General features: G+C 45.0%; 19 protein-coding genes and 1 pseudogene. 6 read left to right on the forward strand and 14 right to left on the reverse strand.

Features of this window, described 5'->3' with window-relative positions; translation table 11 throughout:
• Positions 1 to 54 precede the first annotated feature (54 nt).
• The 7 genes from lon to DWZ38_RS05580 all read right to left on the reverse strand — a co-directional run bounded on the left by lon (position 55) and on the right by DWZ38_RS05580 (position 6,990).
• On the reverse strand, positions 55 to 2,322 hold the full coding sequence (gene lon / locus DWZ38_RS05550) for an endopeptidase La (protein ID WP_117850775.1): 2,268 nt from the start codon (positions 2,320 to 2,322) through the stop codon (positions 55 to 57).
• Between the two features lie 207 nt (positions 2,323 to 2,529).
• Positions 2,530 to 3,504, reverse strand: coding sequence for a choloylglycine hydrolase (gene bsh, locus DWZ38_RS05555; RefSeq protein WP_117850778.1), 975 nt, complete (start codon positions 3,502 to 3,504; stop codon positions 2,530 to 2,532).
• 15 nt (positions 3,505 to 3,519) lie between these two features.
• On the reverse strand, positions 3,520 to 4,053 hold the full coding sequence (locus DWZ38_RS05560; RefSeq protein ID WP_021926142.1) for a hypothetical protein: 534 nt from the start codon (positions 4,051 to 4,053) through the stop codon (positions 3,520 to 3,522).
• A gap of 102 nt (positions 4,054 to 4,155) precedes the next feature.
• Entirely contained in the window at positions 4,156 to 4,878 is a 723-nt protein-coding gene (locus tag DWZ38_RS05565; RefSeq protein ID WP_021926143.1) for a LytTR family DNA-binding domain-containing protein, read from the reverse strand.
• Positions 4,879 to 5,186: 308 nt separating this feature from the next.
• Positions 5,187 to 5,951 carry a tRNA threonylcarbamoyladenosine dehydratase gene (locus DWZ38_RS05570; RefSeq protein ID WP_117850780.1) on the reverse strand — a complete coding sequence of 255 codons (765 nt, stop codon included), beginning with the start codon at positions 5,949 to 5,951 and terminating at the stop codon, positions 5,187 to 5,189.
• A 27-nt stretch (positions 5,952 to 5,978) separates the two neighbouring features.
• Positions 5,979 to 6,530 carry a flavin reductase family protein gene (locus DWZ38_RS05575; protein ID WP_021926145.1) on the reverse strand — a complete coding sequence of 184 codons (552 nt, stop codon included), beginning with the start codon at positions 6,528 to 6,530 and terminating at the stop codon, positions 5,979 to 5,981.
• A 109-nt stretch (positions 6,531 to 6,639) separates the two neighbouring features.
• Positions 6,640 to 6,990, reverse strand: coding sequence for an arsenate reductase family protein (locus tag DWZ38_RS05580; RefSeq protein WP_021926146.1), 351 nt, complete (start codon positions 6,988 to 6,990; stop codon positions 6,640 to 6,642).
• A gap of 181 nt (positions 6,991 to 7,171) precedes the next feature.
• Between DWZ38_RS05580 and DWZ38_RS05585 the strand changes: the two are divergent.
• The 3 genes and pseudogenes from DWZ38_RS05585 (at position 7,172) to DWZ38_RS05595 (ending at position 8,564) form a co-directional block, all read left to right on the forward strand.
• Positions 7,172 to 7,588 (forward strand): annotated as a pseudogene (locus tag DWZ38_RS05585) (type III toxin-antitoxin system ToxN/AbiQ family toxin).
• A 111-nt stretch (positions 7,589 to 7,699) separates the two neighbouring features.
• Positions 7,700 to 8,014, forward strand: coding sequence for a PadR family transcriptional regulator (locus DWZ38_RS05590; protein WP_117850783.1), 315 nt, complete (start codon positions 7,700 to 7,702; stop codon positions 8,012 to 8,014).
• 1 nt (position 8,015) lies between these two features.
• Positions 8,016 to 8,564 carry a DUF2812 domain-containing protein gene (locus tag DWZ38_RS05595; RefSeq protein WP_021926148.1) on the forward strand — a complete coding sequence of 183 codons (549 nt, stop codon included), beginning with the start codon at positions 8,016 to 8,018 and terminating at the stop codon, positions 8,562 to 8,564.
• Between the two features lie 85 nt (positions 8,565 to 8,649).
• On the opposite strand, the gene DWZ38_RS05600 is transcribed toward DWZ38_RS05595, so the two are convergent.
• The 6 genes from DWZ38_RS05600 to pcrA all read right to left on the reverse strand — a co-directional run bounded on the left by DWZ38_RS05600 (position 8,650) and on the right by pcrA (position 15,006).
• The gene (locus DWZ38_RS05600; RefSeq protein WP_117850786.1) at positions 8,650 to 9,456 is read right to left on the reverse strand and encodes a class I SAM-dependent methyltransferase; all 807 of its coding nucleotides are present in this window, start codon (positions 9,454 to 9,456) and stop codon (positions 8,650 to 8,652) included.
• A 14-nt stretch (positions 9,457 to 9,470) separates the two neighbouring features.
• On the reverse strand, positions 9,471 to 10,325 hold the full coding sequence (locus DWZ38_RS05605; protein WP_117850788.1) for an alpha/beta hydrolase: 855 nt from the start codon (positions 10,323 to 10,325) through the stop codon (positions 9,471 to 9,473).
• Between the two features lie 252 nt (positions 10,326 to 10,577).
• Complete coding sequence (locus DWZ38_RS22135) at positions 10,578 to 10,760, reverse strand: hypothetical protein (RefSeq protein WP_021926151.1); 183 nt, start codon at positions 10,758 to 10,760, stop codon at positions 10,578 to 10,580.
• An 80-nt stretch (positions 10,761 to 10,840) separates the two neighbouring features.
• Positions 10,841 to 12,220, reverse strand: coding sequence for a 23S rRNA (uracil(1939)-C(5))-methyltransferase RlmD (gene rlmD, locus DWZ38_RS05615; RefSeq protein WP_117850790.1), 1,380 nt, complete (start codon positions 12,218 to 12,220; stop codon positions 10,841 to 10,843).
• Positions 12,221 to 12,298: 78 nt separating this feature from the next.
• Positions 12,299 to 12,529 (reverse strand): hypothetical protein, encoded by a 231-nt coding sequence (locus DWZ38_RS05620; RefSeq protein WP_021926153.1) that lies wholly within the window; start codon positions 12,527 to 12,529, stop codon positions 12,299 to 12,301.
• A 245-nt stretch (positions 12,530 to 12,774) separates the two neighbouring features.
• Positions 12,775 to 15,006: a DNA helicase PcrA gene (gene pcrA, locus DWZ38_RS05625; protein WP_117850792.1), complete on the reverse strand. Its 2,232-nt coding sequence runs from the start codon at positions 15,004 to 15,006 to the stop codon at positions 12,775 to 12,777.
• Positions 15,007 to 15,223: 217 nt separating this feature from the next.
• Between pcrA and DWZ38_RS05630 the strand changes: the two genes are divergently transcribed.
• On the forward strand, positions 15,224 to 15,847 hold the full coding sequence (locus DWZ38_RS05630; RefSeq protein ID WP_117850794.1) for a DUF1836 domain-containing protein: 624 nt from the start codon (positions 15,224 to 15,226) through the stop codon (positions 15,845 to 15,847).
• Positions 15,848 to 15,971: 124 nt separating this feature from the next.
• On the opposite strand, the gene DWZ38_RS05635 is transcribed toward DWZ38_RS05630, so the two are convergent.
• A complete protein-coding gene (locus tag DWZ38_RS05635; RefSeq protein WP_021926156.1) occupies positions 15,972 to 16,298 on the reverse strand; it encodes a YerC/YecD family TrpR-related protein in 327 nt (108 codons plus the stop codon).
• A 249-nt stretch (positions 16,299 to 16,547) separates the two neighbouring features.
• On the opposite strand from DWZ38_RS05635, the gene DWZ38_RS05640 reads away from it, so the two are divergent.
• Together DWZ38_RS05640 and DWZ38_RS05645 are read left to right on the forward strand one after the other, a co-directional pair.
• Complete coding sequence (locus DWZ38_RS05640; protein ID WP_243000165.1) at positions 16,548 to 17,219, forward strand: YesL family protein; 672 nt, start codon at positions 16,548 to 16,550, stop codon at positions 17,217 to 17,219.
• Positions 17,216 to 18,145 carry a TIGR01212 family radical SAM protein gene (locus DWZ38_RS05645; RefSeq protein WP_117850798.1) on the forward strand — a complete coding sequence of 310 codons (930 nt, stop codon included), beginning with the start codon at positions 17,216 to 17,218 and terminating at the stop codon, positions 18,143 to 18,145. Before DWZ38_RS05640 ends, DWZ38_RS05645 begins: the two co-directional genes overlap by 4 nt.

The following is an 18,145-nucleotide window of genomic DNA, read 5'->3' on the forward strand; positions in this document are numbered from 1 at the left end:
TCCAAATATCGAAAATATGTTTTGGTGGTTTTTACCAATTCAGAAATTTACCCTTTATTTCAGAACCTGCTTCAGCACTTCCTGTACAGTCTTTACAGGGGTAATCTCAAGCTTCTCCTTCACCTCGTCTGCCACATCATCCAGGTTGTCCACATTCTCATATGGAATGAATACATGTTTTACACCGGCCCGCTGGGCTGCCATCAGTTTCTCCGGCAGACCGCCGATGGGCATAACCCCTCCACGTAGAGAAACCTCACCTGTCATAGCAATTTCTGCCGGAGCAGGCTTTCCTGTTACCAGAGAGGAAAGGGCTGTCACCAGGGTAATTCCAGCGGATGGGCCATCCTTTGGAACAGCACCTGCCGGAACGTGGATGTGGAGGTCATTTTTCTCAAACTTCTCTGCCGCATCCGGATAAAGGGATTTCACAAGGGTGATCGCGATCTGGGCAGACTCTTTCATTACATCCCCAAGCTGTCCGGTGATAATCACCTTTCCGCTTCCTTTGGTAAAAGAAGTCTCAATGAACAGAATCTCTCCTCCTGCACTGGTCCATGCAAGACCGGTTACCACGCCAGGTGCTGGGTTTTCCAGAATTTTTTCGTGATGGATTCCGTTATTTCCAAGGAACTCTGGAACCCGCTTCTCGCTGACTGTAATGCTCTTCTGCTCACCTTTTACCAGCTTCACGGCAGCGTAGCGGCAGAGCACATCCATCTGCTTTTTCAGCCCGCGTACACCTGCCTCTGCTGTATATTCCTCAATGATCCGGCGGATTGCGTCATCGCTCACCTTCAGATTCTGGGCTTTGATTCCCATGCTCTTCATTGCCTTGGGCAAAAGATGGCGTCTGGCAATCTGGAATTTCTCCACTGCAGTGTAGCCAGGGAACTGGATCACTTCCATTCGGTTCAAAAGAGGCTCCGGAATCGAATCTGTAGTGTTGGCTGTGCATACAAATAATACGTTGGACAGATCATACGGCACATTCATGTAGTGGTCTGTAAAGCTTCCGTTCTGTTCCGGATCCAGTACCTCCAGAAGAGCGCTGGCCGGATCGCCGCCGTAATCCTTGGCAAGCTTGTCCACCTCATCCAGCACCATAACCGGATTGGCTGCGCCGCTTCGCTTCATCCCTTCCATAATTCTTCCCGGCATAGCGCCGATATAGGTTCTTCTATGTCCGCGAATCTCAGCTTCATCCCGGATTCCTCCAAGACTGATGCGCACGTATTTCCGGTGAAGGGCACGGGCAATGCTTTGTCCGATGCTGGTTTTGCCCGTACCAGGCGCACCTACAAACAGAAGAATGGAACCGGATTGTTTCTTATTTAAGGCCATAACTGCCAGCTGCTGGATAATACGTTCCTTTACTTTTTTCAGGCCGTAATGGTCTTCATCCAGGATTTCCTCCGCTTCACCAAGGTCAATCTTCGCCGGCTCCTCCGTTTTCCAGGAAAGGCTTGTAACAAAATCAAGATAATCGTACAGCATTCCGTACTCATGGCTGTCTTTCCCCTCCTGCTTCATTCGGCTCAGCACCTTCTCGGCTTCCTTGCGTGCTTCCTCGTTCATGCCGGACTCCTGGATTTTCTTCTCGAAACGGCGTACATCGGAAATATTCTCCGGATGCATCTCGTCCAGCTGCTGCTGCAGAAATTCAATCTGCTTCTTGATGGCGGACTCGCGGTAAACCTTCTCACTGGAATTCTTCTGTGCAGTCTCCGCTTCCTCACTGACACGGAAAATCTCCATCAGTTCATAGACTGCCTGCTCCATCAGCTCCAGACGCTCTTTCCGGGAATCCGCCTCAAGAATATGGTACTTTTCCTCCCAGGAAAGGCTCATATAGCCAGCCAAAGCGCAGATTGCTTCCGGATAACTCTTCCAGTGATAGATCATGCTGCGCACCCAGACGCCCCACTGAAAACCTTTGGCAAAATCCATCAGTTCTTTCTTGATGGCATCGAATTTCTCCTTCTCCTCTTCTGGAGAAATATCCTGAATGTCCGGCAGATCCACTGCTTCCGCCTGCACCGCGCCATCTGCATATTCTACGGATGATACCTGAACCCTGCATTTCGTCGTTACCTTAATGCTGCCTTCTTCATCTATGCTCTCAATGGTTCCAAGCACACCCACCGGAAAAATATTTTCCATGGAAATTTCTTCTGGAACCATCTCTTTTTTCTGTAACACAAAGAGAATCTCTTCTCCAATATTTTCTTCTGTGATCCTGCCCTTCGGAAACATATCTTTTTTAAAGAAAAATGTAACTCCCGGCAAAAGAAGAAGTTCATAAACTGGTATTGTGATCATACATGTTTCCTCCCTTGTTTTATCAGCACTCCGTTGTATTGAGTGCCAGGTTAATCTTATAGAAAATGGCGAACTCATATGAATTCGCCACTGATTCTATGATAGGTCAATTATAACACCTGTCTGCAAATTTGCAAGATGGAATTTTCTGTCTGCCCGAAGTTCATATTGGGTCTTTGCTGTTATCGCAGGATTCGGTAAAACCTTCTAATTCTGTTTGAAAAACTGCTCTCCCTTTACCAAAGCATAGGATATCAGCTTTTCTCCATCTAAATCTTCCTTGTGCATATCCACTGCGCTGATCTGGTGATTATCATAGGTGTTATAATAATAGATTCCTTTATCCGTATTGCAGCAGGAGGTGTATAAGGTAATCTCATACTTATCTTCCCCAAGCTTGCAGCAGCCTCTCTGCTGATCCACACTGCCAAGAATATGAAAAAACTGGCTGACGCTCTCTTCCTCGGAATCACCGGAAAGGGAATTCATTTTCACAAAGGAAACTCTCACAAACCTAGACTGGGAAGACAGATCTCCCGGAAGTCCCATGCCGCCCATACCGCGGCTGTACGGGTTTAAGACCAGCTCGTCAGAAAAGGTGTTTGGGTGGTTTGCTACGGCAAGGTGCATATAATTATTCAGATTAAACATCTGATAGTCAAATGGCGGATTGTTGGTAAGAACGCCTACCGGATTGTCATAAACCTTCATTCCGGATTCCATACACTCAAGGGTGATGCACGCTTCTTTATCCGCAATGATCCAGTGAAGCTGCGCCATGGGAAGCTTCTCCATAAATGGGATATCTGTAAGATTCAGATTCTCAAGAAGGGCTCTTGCTTCTTTCACAGTTGTGCACTTTCCAAGGATCCAGGGAATGAGCTCAAACTGGGTAATATTATCCTTGTCTGCCACTGGTTTATTGTAGTGGGCATTTCCAACGAAATTAAGCCCTGCAATCCCAAGCCCTTTCTCATTTACCGCATCATAATACAGCGGATAGTCCTGCATAACGCAGGCCATTCCAATCATAGCATAGTGGCTTTTCAGCTGACCGCCGCTGCGCAGGTCAAATACATAATTTCTTGGTGTAATTACCACCTGGTCTCCATAAGAAATCTCATAATCCAGTGTTCTTCCAAAATAAAAATCTTTCGTCTTATAAGTTGCTGCTGTACACATGCTGCCTGCCTCCTCTTATTCTATAGCCTCGCTTGGCTCCTGATTCATTTTTTCCCTGGATTTCTCCGGCACTTCAATCAGTTCAAATCTGTAAAACAATGCATAAATATAGGAAATTCCACGGATATCCCCAAGCGCCTTCGGGCGCAGAACCAGCTTCTTATTATAATGATATTTCCGGATCCTAGTGCCCTCCGCCTGATCTGTCTGATCTGTGTAATCGGTATGCTTCATAGATTCCATACACTCTATGTTTTCCTGGCTTGTTTCAGCCTCCGCATCATACAAAGAGTGAAAAGCCAGCTTCACAGAACTCCACGCCAGACTTTTGCTGTCTTCTCTTCTGTCTACCCATAGTTCCTTGGTAAATCTGCCGTTTCTTCCTACTTTCAGTTTATATTGAAAGGGCAGCCCGGAAGCAGTCCACATTCTGGTATTCTGAAACTCTGCAATGCATCTCCACAGATTTTCCTCTGTGCAGCATTCATGCAGCCTGTGGACAGCTTCCTGCTGCCTTATATTCTGTTCATTTTTCTCTTCTGTATGCATTCACTGACGTACCGCCTTTCCTATCCTATAGCAACTGAATTCGGGCAAAATATGCCGCAAAGTGGGGCGTGCAGATTGCGGGAATGATTTTTCAGTCACGCCCTAACGCTTCGCGGACTGTCTGGTAAAGTAGTCGTTATAGGCATCCACCACTTCCTTGCGTCCCCTCACCCGGATCGGCACGCTGGCTTTATTTCGAAGGATAAAATCCTCCTGCACATCTGCAATGTGTTCCATATTTACAAGATAGCTCTGATGGCAACGCAAAAAACGCTGGTCATCGATTCTCTTCTCCAGCTCACCTAACTTATCTACAGTTACAATTTCAGAACCATCCAGCATATGTATTGTCACTGTATGGCGGTAACTTTCCAGATACAATATGTCATCTATAAATGGATATCGGAACTGCCGCCTGCATTTCACCGCAATCCGCCTGCGAAGGTCTGTTCGCAAAAGGCGCTGCAAAAGAGCGTTCGTCTGCTCCTCATCAGCAGGCTTCAACAGATAACCAGATGCCTCCACCTCATAGCTCTCCAGAGCAAAATCCGGCGAAGCAGTCAGAAATATAATGGGTGCTTCTACCCCCAGCTTGCGCAGTCTTCTGGCAGTATCAATTCCGTTCAACTCACCCATATAAATATCAAGAAAAATCAGATCCGGCCAAATATAACCGTCTTCGATTTCTGCAAGAAGGCTTTCACCGGAAACGAATTCCCGGATCTGCGCCTCCCCACTGGTTGTTCGAAAGTACGCCATCAGCTGACGTCGCAGCACAAATCGTTCAACCTCTACGTCATCACATATGGCTATTTCTTTTACCAAAGCTCTCCCAAAGCCTCCTCGTACTTTACATTTTTTATTATAACAGAAATTTTCCGCTTTTTAGAAAATCTGCACAACTCTCACTTTTTTAAGCACAATCCTCAGGTCTGGAGCATCTGCAGAGCGTTTTTCTAACTTTATCTTCTTTTTTCTACCTTTTCAAAAGCCTCTCCCTTGCAAGAACAAACAGCTTTTTGATTCTGGTATTCCCAAATATAGCACTAAAAACTGTATGCGTCAAGTAAGGATTGAGAAACCTGTATTTCGAATTTTCGCGAAATATTTCCAAAGAACCGTAACATAAAATCTTATTTTGGGGATGCAGCACAAAGGTCCTTCACCACTTCCCCTGCAATGATCAGGCCTGCAGCGGACGGCACAAATGCTACGCTTCCCGGAATGTCACGGCGTTCCGTGCACTTATGCTTGGCTCCTGGCGGGCAGATGCAATGGGTTCTGCAGCTGATGGACATATCCTCGATTGGTCTTGTGGGCACTTCCTCGGAATATACCACCTTCAGCTTGCGCACGCCTCGCTTCTTCAACTCGCGGCGCATTACCTTGGCAAGGGGACATACTTTGGTCTTATAAATATCTGCTACTTTGAACTGGCTTGCATCCAGCTTGTTTCCGGCACCCATGGAGCTGATGATGGGAACGCCTTTTTCTTTGGCTTTCATTACAAGGGCGATCTTGGCCGTTACTGTATCTACTGCATCTACAATATAGTCGTAGTCCTCAAACGGAAAATCGTCTGCATTTTCCGGCAGAAAAAAGCAGTTATGGGTCTGTACATCCACATCCGGGTTAATCTCCAGCATACGCTCTTTCATGACTGCGGTCTTGTATTTGCCTACTGTTTTGCGGGTTGCAATGATCTGGCGGTTGAGATTGGTGAGGCACACCTTGTCATCATCGATCAGATCAAAGGCACCCACACCGCTTCGTACCAAAGCTTCGCACACATATCCGCCTACACCGCCGATTCCAAACACAGCCACTCTTGCATTGGCAAGCTTTTTCATGCCGTCTTCTCCAAGAAGCAGCTGGGTTCTTGAAAACTGATTTAACATAAAATTTTTTCTCCTCGTATACTGGGTTTATTTTAATTTCAGGCCGTCTTTGAAAGCGTTTCCTACCTTCTCCCCAAGGACCAGATAGTCGTTGTTCACCGGATCGTAGCTGATTGGTTTTAATTTGGCAGGGTCAATGCGTCCGTCTGTGAGCACGCTCTCATCTGCATTGATATTCACGATTTCCCCTACCAGAATGCCGTTGTCGAAGCTTTTCACTTTACACTCAAGTGCCATAGGAAGCTCATCGATCAGAGGCGCGTTTACAAATTCGCTTCTGGTCGCGTGGAAACCGGATTTCGCAAACTTGTCCGGTACCTTAGCTGCAGACTCGATTCCAACGTAATCGCTGGCAGTTACGGTATCCGCGGTTGCCATGCTTACGGTGAAAGCACCTGTCTTGGCAATGTTTTCTGTTGTTTTGTGCTCGCCCATGCTGATACTGATCTCGTTCATGTCTGTGATAATGCCCCAGGCTGCGTTCATTGCATCCGGTACGCCATTCTCGTCATAGGTTGCTACGATCAGTACCGGCATTGGATATAACCAGGGTTTTACTCCGAAATTTACTCTGCTCATTTTTCTCCTCCTGCTTGTTTCTTCTCTTTTCATGGAAAAAGTGCTTTTGAATCTCACAGGACATATGCAGTTTTTCAGCTGTGTTTCCCCTGTGATTCTTTTCGCACTCTTATAACAGTTTTGCTTCCCACTCAGCTTCTTTAAATCCGGTCAGCACAAAATCCTCTGCCACGATCAGCGGTCTTTTTACCAGCATGCCATTGGTAGCAAGAAGCAAAAGCTGCTCATCCTCACTCATTTCCGGCAGTTTGTCCTTTAACTGCATTTCTTTATAAAGCATGCCGCTTGTATTGAAAAATCGTTTCAGCGGAAGTCCGCTTCGCTGGTACCATTCCTTCAGCTCTTCGTATGTGGGATGATTCTCTACAATGTGACGGTCTGTATATGAAATTTCGTGCCCATCCAGCCATTTCTTCGCTTTCTGGCAGGTGGAGCACTTAGGATATTCTAAAAACAACATGGAACCAGCCTCCTTTTTGTATTTTTTCAGTGATCTTTTTTATTATACATTATCTGGGCAGGACACTCAAGTCACTCTTCTGGTTAATGGGTAAAAATACATTATAAATTTTTCAAAAAACTATTGATTTTTCATTGCAGCTTGCATATACTAAAACTACAGATAAATACTTCATGTCGGCATTCTTTTTACCATTGGCGAATTTCATTATTATGTTCCCCTTTCTTCTGCAAAACCCAAACATCAAAAAATGGCAAACAGTCTGGATTTTCACAAACTCCAGGATGAAAGCACTGGATATCTTTATGCCGTACTAAATCTCAACAATATGATTCCGGTTCCTGATTTCTGCCTAACTTAATTAAAATACAATCAAATCGACCAATTCCGTTCTTTTAAAAATTCCAAAGAAAAAACAGATTATATATATCTTTTGCAAAAAGAAAAATACCTAATTGATAAGCTTCAAACCACATTGCACGCAAAAGCCCTGAAGTTATATCAAAAATGCATTGCCAAGCCTGACTCTTCCCTTGCTATGAGATGCTGCAATTTTAAGTTGCTGGAAGAAAAATGTATGCTCTATTGTTCGCATTAAATATTTTTTATTCTTATATTGTGCAAAATTTTCATTGACATATATATCGAATCTCGATATAATCATTATATCGAAGTTCGATACATCGAAATAAAATGTATAAGAGGACATATGGACAGTAAATTAAAAAGGATTTATGTTCCCATGACGGAAACAGGGTTTTACATTCTTTTTTGTCTGCAGAAGCCGCAGCATGGGTATGGAATTGGGCTGCAGGTGAAAAAGATGACAGATGGAGAAGTTTCCATCAGTGCGGGAACTATGTACGGAACTCTTTCCAAAATGGAAAAAGATGGGCTTATCGCCTTTTTTGCTGAAAAAGAGAAACGAAAATTATACCAGATCACCCCTCTTGGACGGGAAATACTGGATCTGGAAATTCAGCGCATTAAACGACTGTATAGAAACAGCATGGAGGAAATATAGTATGAGCGAGACCAAAGTTAAAATCAGATTTTACACAATTGCCGACTTTAATGAAGAAGAAATCTGGCTGAGAAAAGAACACCAAAGTGGATGGAAGCTTGTGAAAATGGTTCCGCCCTGTTTCTATCATTTCGAGAAATGCCAGCCAGAGGATGTAATCTACCGTCTTGATTTCAAAAACAACGGAGAAAATGCAGATTATATGCAAATGATGAAAGATTATAACTGGGAATATTTCGAACATTGTGTAGGATGGCTATATTTTAGGAAGCCAGCTGCAGAGGTACATACAGAAAATGACGGCGAGCTGTTTTCTGATAATGAATCCCGTGCCGCTATGATTGCGCATGTGATCAAAGTCCGCTTACTCCCGATTCTGGCCATTTTCCTGTGCGCCGTGGTTCCAAACGCCACAAGAATCTCTGCCGAAAGTGTAGGTAATATTATTTTTAGTGTAATTTGCAGTATCCTGCTTGTATTTTATGTTTATCTGATCGTGCACTGCACAGTGAAGCTAAAAAAATTAAAAGATGAAGTTACAATAAAATGAAATAAGTTAAGGTTTCCAAGCGGAAAACAGACAGCGGGCGAAAATCCACCTGCTGTCTGTAATATTTTCTAAATTTGTTTGTTCTTTATGCTTTCTCAAATACCAGAATCTTCTGTGCGAATTTCTTCACAATAGGCATCCAGGCTACCAGGCCGTACAGAGGGGTCAGGGTTAGCATGCCGCGGACGATGTTGTCGTCTTTTACTTTTCGGAAACCTGCGGCAATGTCTCCCAGGTCGTCAAAGCAGTTGGCACCCCAGGTAAAGGTGGCTCCGGTAGCTTTGATGGACTTCTCGATTCCTTCTTTTTTCACGAAGTAAGGACACAGGGTTTCCATGCATACATAGGCATTGTCAAAATGATCCCGTATAATTGCAAGCATCTTCTTTACTTCGTCTGCAGTCATATACATGGTAAGCCCCTCGATGATAAACAGCATTTTGCCCCGCACTTTGACCTGCTCCACCCATTTTTCGTCCAAAACAGAGCAGGCGATCGTTGAAATCCTGCCCTTTTCCTGATAGATTGAATCGCGCACCTCTATGGTTTCCGGCAGATCCAGGTTATACCAGGTGAGCCTTCCATTGTCCATACGGTATGCACGGGTGTCCAGTCCGCAGGCAATGTTCACCACAGTGCAGTCCGGGTATTTGGAAATAAACTCACTGACCAGTTCATCAAAAACAACGCTCCTTGCCACAATTCCGCCGCTCATGGCGGTATCTTTTTTTGCATTGCTGAAATCGTAATCCAGACGGTCGATCAGTTCCTCTGCCTTGGCATCGTGAAATTTGTTTTTGGGATTTTTGCTGTGCATGGCACGGGCATAAAAGCATTGAAGCATGGTTTCGGCGGTGCCGTTTAATTTGGGTTTGATTTTCTCATTATTCATTTCTGATGTTCCCCCTAATTTTCAAAGGTTTTCAGAAAATCGCGGATTGTACGCACGTAATCCTCCGACTTCAAAATCGTAGACAGATGACCTCCGGAAACATATGTAATTTTCGGATCATGCATGAGACGAATCAGGTTCTCCTGCATTTTGCCGGAAAAGAAATCCTGGTCTGGAAGAATCAGAAGGATTTTTCCTTTCAGCTGCTGGAAATTTTCTGCTGTAACAGGAGTCTGGTTCATCAGATCTGCCAGCAAACCAGAGATATGTACATCTTTCTCTTTTGTGTAATCTTTAAATATGATTTCAAACATATCCTGGGCGTAGGCAATCTCTTCCTTGCTTTCATTGCGGATATGGCTCATTCCTGCTTTGATCAGTTTTGGCTTCAGTTTTTCATAATTGCAGTGCTTCATATACCAGAGCATGACCGGGGCAAAGAAATACTTCTTTTTCAAAGTTTTCAAGGTTTCGGCATCCATTCCGCCGGTGGAAACCAGAACCATTCCCCCTGCCTCACCCGGGTATTTCTGAATGTAAATCTGCGCCACCATTCCACCGTCACTGGCTCCTACAAAGATTGGTTTTTTTACGCCAATTTTCCTGAAAAAGGCATGCATGCCCGTTACCAGTTCCTGGTTGGTCCGAAGCTCCTGTGGGTAATCGAAAAGCAGTACCTGGTAATCTTCCGAAAAGGCATCCACATAGTTCATCCACATTTCCAGCGTATTCATGCCGCCGTTCAGCATGACGAGCGTCTGGCTGTCCTTCCTGCCGTTTAATACATAATGAAATTTCGCACCATCAACCATCACATCTTCATATTTGTGTGAAGCCGCAAATGCTTTCAAATCCTCTGAATATGACATAACTTTCCTCCCCGCTTTTATTTCATCCACGTTTTTGCAGTACGTTGCAACTAACTTTTATTATATGCTCTTTTTCTCATTTTTTCAATTTTATCTTTTAGAAAAATATAAGCATCAAAAAACATCTACCATTTCTGATAGATGTTTTCAATCGAATCATAATTTGGATAAGTCAGATATCCACAGAATATCCATTTATCCACATGGTTATGGAAATACTGGTGTATAAATATACTTTTATTTTTCTTTCATTTACATAGCACCTCCAGGAAGTGCCGAAACTGCTGATAAATTGATACGGTCTAATGTATCCATCTGCTTAATTGCCAAATTTCTAAGCAATAATTCCTTGAAATCACCATCAAAAGTTGTTTCAACTTTTGTCAGACCATCCTCTGTCGTATAAATAAGCATATCTGTTTTTTCTTTGTTCATAAATCATTTTCTCCCTAAAAAAATCAGATACATTATCAGCTAACACATTGCAATAATAATCTTCCATATTCGCACTGATTTTACTGTGCATCTGGTTTTCGGTTGCTCAAGAGGCAAATTGTCTCGCAATGTACCGTCTCGCAGAACTGGTCCACGCTGCAGGTGCGCTGGATCTGGTAGCCGGCGGCGAGGAAGGAGGGGAGGTCCCGGGCCAGGCTGGTGGGTTTGCAGGAGATGTAGACGATGTTTTCTACGCCGTATGCAAGGATCTTTGGAAGAGCCTTGGGGTGGATGCCGTCGCGTGGGGGATCCAGGACGATCATGTCCGGCTTCTCGGTAAGGTCATCCAGCGCCTTCAGTACATCTCCGGCGATGAAACGGCAATTGGTCAGGCCGTTAAGGGCAGCGTTTACTTTGGCTGCTTCTACAGCTTCCTCCACAATCTCCACGCCGATCACTTCTTTCGCTACAGAAGCAAGAAGCTGGGCGATGGTTCCGGTGCCGCTGTAAAGGTCAAACACTTCCTTATCCTTGGTATCCCCAATGTAATCCCGCACAATGGAATACAGTACTTCTGCTGCCAGAGAGTTCGGCTGGAAGAAGGAAAAGGTGCTGATCTTAAAGCGCAAGCCCAAAAGTGTCTCATAAAAATAATCCTGTCCATAAAGAATCTGCGTCTCATCGCTCTGCACCACATCAGACAGGGAATCGTTGATGATGTGCATGATCCCCACGATTTTGCCCTCAAGAGGAAGGGCGAGCAGTCTGGAAACCAGCGGCGCATAGTCGTACTGGGCCTGGCTTGTGGTAATCACGTGAACCAGAATCTCTCCGGAGGTTACCCCTCTTCGAAGAAGCAGATGGCGCAGATATCCGGTGTGCTGCATTTTCTTATAATGTACAGCTCCAAGCTCTGTGAAAAAGTCCAGCACGCAGGAAAGAATGGCAGTCATGTCCGGATGCACCAGCTTACAATCGGATGCAGTCAGCACATCATAGGTGCTTCCTTTCTTGTGAAGTCCCAAAGACAGGGGACCGTCCTTAAACTCATCCCCAAAAGAGAATTCCATCTTATTCCGGTATCCAAACTCAATGGGACTTCCATGGATTCCCTCCCAGTGAAGATCCACGTCCTCCCCAACTGCTGCCTGAAGAAGACTCTTCACCTGATTTTCTTTCATCTTCAGCTGCTCTTCGTAAGACATGGTCTGATACATACAGCCTCCGCAGGCAGGGAAAATGCTACAGACAGGTTCCCGCACCTCAAGAGGTGATTTCTCCAGAACCTCCAGAAGTCTTCCCTCCACCCGGCCGGAACGCTTCTTGTTGATCATAAAACGGACCTTCTGTCCCGGAATTCCATTCTTTACAATTACTTTTTCTCCATCTATATTTACATATCCCTTATTGGGAAAATCCACTTTCTCAATAACCCCTTCGTAAATCTCGCCTTTTTTCATAATTCCTCCGTAAAAAAATAAGGTATACGGGAGAGCATAAATGCCATATGCCCGTATACCTCATTCGTTAATCCTTAATCATTTCTCTTCGTCCTCGAAATAATCGTCATAGTCATCATCGAAATCTTCTTCGAAATCCTCAAGATAATCCGGTGCAAAGAAGCGATATACTGCAAATGCAATTCCTGCAACAGCAGCTACAGCACCAACGATTGCCAGTACCCAGAGGACTGTATTTTTCTGCTTCTCTTCTTCTTTTTTCTTAAGTAATGATAATAATTCCTCGAGCTTATCCATTTTAATGTTCATGTGATACCATCCTCTCTTTCATATAGCTTGCATGTGCATTCTGAAGCAGTTTCCTAAAATAGCCAACTAACTTCTGCACCGAAACACCAGAGCGTATTCAAAAAGTCTCCGGCACCCGACTTACATTTATTGCAATCTTCATCAGGTTTATTTATTATACCACTTTTGCTACCATTTTACCATAGTTAATCTTTTTATTTTGAATTTTTCGTTTCAAAGCATAGCGCTAATCGCAGGGCGCACAATTATATTTTCTTCAACTTGGCGAAGCTTGCGAACATCTTCTTGACGCCTACCTTGTCAAATTCCACCGTAACCTCGTAGTCCCGGCCGCCCTCCACGATTTCCTTTACGATTCCCACGCCGAATTTAATATGGCGAACCGTATCTCCAACCTCATAATCTAGGGAACCGGATTTGGTCACCTTAAATTCCCTTGGTTTGTAGTTACGGCTCTGGAGAATCTCCTTCATCTTGGAATACTTGGTAGGAGTTGGGATCAGATCCTCGGCCTTCGGCTTTTTCTCCTGGATAGTATGTCCCAGATCTACAAGCTCACGGGGAATCTCTCTTACAAAACGGGAAACCTTATTGTACTGGGTTTCCCCGCGGATCATTCTCTGCTGTGCACATGTCAGCGTCAGATCCTTCATGGCACGGGTAATTCCCACATAACAGAGCCTGCGCTCCTCTTCCAGTTCTCCGTCATCTCCATAGCTGATGGTCATATGGCTTGGGAAAATGCCGTCCTCCATTCCCACCATAAACACCTTTGGAAACTCCAGGCCCTTGGCGCTATGTAAGGTCATAAGCAGTACATAATCCTGATCCGGATCTACCGTATCAATATCGGCAACCAGCGCCACTTCTTCCAGAAAACCGGAAAGTGTAGCAGGCTGATTCTGCTCTTCCATAGCCTCCTGATAAGCCACAGTTTTGGAAATCAACTCGTCAATGTTCTCGATTCTGGCCCTGGATTCCTCCGTATCCTCAGCTTCCAGCTCTGCCACATATCCGGTATCATCAATCACCTCCTGCAGCAGTTCTTCCACAGAAAGCACATCCGCCTTGCTCTTTAGGCTCTGGATAAACGTAACAAAACCGTCGATCTTGGACAGGCTTCTTCCAATGGAAGGAACCTCCTCTGCCACCCGAAGAGCCTCATACAGGCTGATCCCCATATTGTCTGCATAGTCCTGGACACGTCCAAGTGTAGTGGCACCGATTCCGCGCTTGGGCACATTGATGATTCTCTGCACAGCAAGGTCATCTCTGGCATTGTCAATGGTTTTCAGATAGCACAGAAGATCCTTGATTTCCTTACGGGCATAGAAGTTTACGCCGCCCACCAGCTTATAGGGAATGTTGGCTGCAATAAATTTCTCCTCAAAAATTCGGGACTGGGCATTAGTACGGTAGAGAATGGCGCAGTCCCGATAGCTTCCAAGCCCTTCCCGCTTCATTTTGCCAATCTCCCCTGCTACATATTCCGCCTCCTCATAAGCATTGAAAAACTGCCGGAAATGCACCTTGCTGCCCTCTTCATTCTCGGTCCACAACGTCTTGGCCTTACGCTCGGTATTATTGGCGATCACCTGGTTGGCAGCGTTCAGAATGTTCTTGGTGGAGCGGTAATTCTGCTCCAGGCGGATTACCTTTGCATCCGGAAAAACACGCTCAAAGCCAAGGATATTCCCAATATTTGCCCCGCGGAACTTGTAAATAGACTGGTCATCATCACCCACCACGCACAAATTCTCATATTTCTGTGCCAGAAGGCTGATAAATTTAAACTGCGCAGTATTGGTATCCTGGTACTCGTCTACCATAATATATTTGAACCGCTCCTGATAGTACTCCAGAACAGCGCCGCAGTTCTGGAAAAGTTCCACAGTTTTCACGATCAGGTCATCGAAATCCAGAGCATTGTTCTTGCGAAGAGCAGCCTGATATTCCCGGTAAACGGAGGCTACTTTCTTCATATTATAATCTCCTGCAGCCTTCATCTCCATATCGTCCGGTGTCAGCAGCTCGTCCTTGGCATGGGAAATCTGAGCCAGAAGGGACCGCTCCTTATACACCTTGGTATCAATGTTCAGCTTCCTGCACACATCCTTCATCAGGGATTTCTGGTCATCTGTATCGTAGATGGTAAAATTGGTGTCATATCCCAGATTGTCAATGTGTCTGCGCAGGATCCGCACGCAGGCAGAATGGAAGGTAGACACCCAGATGCTCTCGGAACCAAATCCCACCAGCTTGTCCACACGTTCTCTCATCTCCTGGGCTGCCTTGTTGGTAAAAGTGATAGCAAGGATGTTCCATGGATTGACCCCCATCTCTTCCATCAGGTAGGCGATTCTGTGAGTCAGCACTCTGGTCTTGCCTGACCCTGCACCAGCCAGAATCAGAACCGGTCCTTCAGTCTGCGCCACTGCCTCGCGCTGCGGCGGATTTAATGTATCGTATATGCTCATCTATTTTCTCCTATATAAAATTCCAGGTTCATTGTCTCATATGGGTAACCATAACAGTAAAATTCATTATACATGAAATCCTCTTTTCCCACAACCCCGCGCATGCAAAAAAGCAAACATAGTTTCGGTTTCCCTCTTCCATTTTTACAGAAACTGAAAAAAACAGTTTACAAGTAGTTTTAAAAACTATATAATAGGGAGCAGAGGTGATAAAAAAATGACAGAAGACGATAAATCCGTATTCAGAAGCATTCTGGACCACATTTCCGGAATGGATTATATAAAGCCGGAAGATCTCCCGAACATTGATCTTTACATGGATCAGGTCACAACCTTCATGGAAAATCAGCTTGCATCCACCAAGCGCCACGAGGACGACAAGATCCTCACCAAGACCATGATCAACAATTATGCGAAGAACAACCTGCTCCCTTCCCCGGAGAAGAAGCGTTATTCCAAGGATCATCTTCTCATGCTGATCTTCATCTATTATTTTAAGAATATTTTGTCCATCACAGACATCCAGAAGCTTCTGGGTCCTATCACGGAGAAGTATTTCAAGGGCGAGCCAGGCAAGGACATGACCTATGTATATAATGAAGTATTCGGCATGGAGAACCGCAAGATCGACCAGCTGATCAAGAATGTCCTCAAGGACTACCGTTTCTCCAGCGCTACCTTCCAGGATGCAGACGAGGAGGACCAGGAATTCTTAAAGCGCTTCAGCTTTATCTGCCTGATGAGCTTCGACGTCTACATCAAGAAGATGATCATTGAGAAAATGATCGATGACATCTCCCCCGCAGAGGATAAATCCTCCAAGAAAACAAAAGAGAAATAAAACTTCTCTCCCTACACCGCCACAAAACCCGCGAATCACCATCCAATGATCCGCGGGTTTTCTTTCGTGCATGTAAGTCCTGTTCTATTGTCTGTCATTTCCAGAGCGGGAACTTCAAAGCTCCTTATTCGTCCTTCTGGTCCAGCGGACGATTCTGCTCCTTCTTCTCTTCCATTCTCTTAAATACCATGTCGTAGCCGTCATTACCATAGTTCAGGGAACGGTTTACACGGCTGATGGTCGCTGTGGAAGCACCTGTCTTCTCAGAGATGTCCAGATAAGTTCTCTTATCCATCAGCATCTTGGCAACCTCAAATCTCTGGGATAAAGAAAGAAGCTCATTAATGGTACACACATCCTCAAAGAAAGTGTAGCACTCTTCCTTATCCTTCAGACAAAGTATGGCCTCAAAAAGATGGTCAACTGCCTCAGTTCTGATATTTTTACTCATTTCGCTACTCCTTTTTCTATCTTTAATTGTTGCTATTCTATTTTCAATAATTACTATTTTAACACGCTAACGTGTGATAAGCAAGCAATTTCGAGAATATTTTTTTGTGAAAATTTTATACATTTTGATTTTCAAATTGCTTTTTTTCCACAGATTCGTTATACTATTGCATAAGCTATAACGCCGGGACTGATTCCGGCTTTACAACAAACAGAAAAGAGGAGTATATGAATGGATCGTTTCTTCAACATGGATAACAAATTTTTCACCTTTATGAGCAGAGTAGCAGATCTTATCATTCTGAATATTCTGTGCATCGTCTGCTGTATCCCAATTGTTACAATCGGCCCTTCCATTTCTGCCATGTTCTATGTCACAATGAAGATGGTACGCAATGAAGAATCCTACATTGTACGCGGCTTTTTCAAATCCTTTAAGCAGAATCTGAAGCAGGGCATCGTCATCAATCTGATCATGCTGGCTGCCGCAGTTCTCCTTGCCATTGACATCAGCATCTGCCGCGGCACAGCAGGCTCCCTTGGCAAGGTACTCCTGGTGATCTTCATGATGATCCTGGTGGTTTACCTGATGCTTTTCATGTACATCTACCCGGTACTTGCCAAATTTTACAACACCATCAAGAACACCTTTACCAACGCATTTTTGATGTCCATCCGTCATCTTCCTTATACAGCACTGATGATCCTGATCTCTGCTGCACCGGCCCTGGCATTCTTTATTCCAAGCGCCCAGCTCCAGTCTACCGTGATCCTGCTTCTGGTGCTCCTTGGATTTTCCGGAATTGCTTACATCAATTCACATTTCTTTGTGAAAATTTTTGACAAATACATCCCGGAGGAAACCAGCGAACCAGATCCGGATTGTGTAGTAAATCACAGCCAGGATCCTGATGTGCGATGAATAACTGGAACGGCAAGCCCTATCATTCCCTTGACTATATGCTGCGGGAACGGTTCGGGGAAAAGGTTTACAAGGTTACACTGAACGGAGGCATGAGCTGTCCCAACCGGGACGGCACCATCGGGCACGGCGGCTGTATTTTCTGCAGTGAAGGGGGCAGCGGAGATTTCGCCGCAAGCGCAGCCCTTTCCATCACCAGGCAGATTGACAGCCAGATTGAAATGCTGTCCGCCAAGCGTCCAATCCACAAATATATTGCCTATTTCCAGGCATATACCAATACCTATGCTCCGGTTCCTTATCTGGAGCGGATTTTCACGGAAGCCATTTCCCATCCAGGGATTGTGGCGCTTTCCATCGGCACCCGTCCAGACTGCCTGGGAGAGGATGTGATAGAACTTCTCTCTCGCCTGAATAAAAGAAAGCCCGTCTGGGTAGAGCTTGGACTGCAGACCATCCATGAATCTACTGCCGCCTATATCCGCCGGGGCTATCCTCTTTCCTGCTTCGAGGATGCACTTTGCAGGCTTCGAAAAGCTGGACTTGAAGTGGTGGTGCACACCATTCTCGGACTTCCGGGGGAAAACAGGGAAGATATGCTGGCAACTATGGATTACTTAAGTGCCTGTGACATCCAGGGCATTAAGCTGCAGCTTCTCCATGTTCTGAAAGGCACCGACCTTGCATATGATTATCTTGCCGGGAAATTTAAAGTGTTGGAACGAGACCAATACATTGACCTTGTAATCGACTGTCTGGAGCATCTGGACTCGTCCATTGTGATCCACCGGGTTACCGGGGACGGCCCAAAAGATCTGCTCATTGCACCTTTATGGGCAAGCCGCAAAAGAGAAGTCCTCAATCTTCTTCACCACCGATTGAAGGAAAGACAGAGTTTTCAGGGAAAAGCCAGAAAGGAGGCTTGA

The sequence above is a fragment of the Ruminococcus sp. AF31-8BH genome (assembly GCF_003460605.1).
GTDB classification, from domain to species: Bacteria; Bacillota; Clostridia; order Lachnospirales; family Lachnospiraceae; genus Blautia_A; species Blautia_A acetigignens.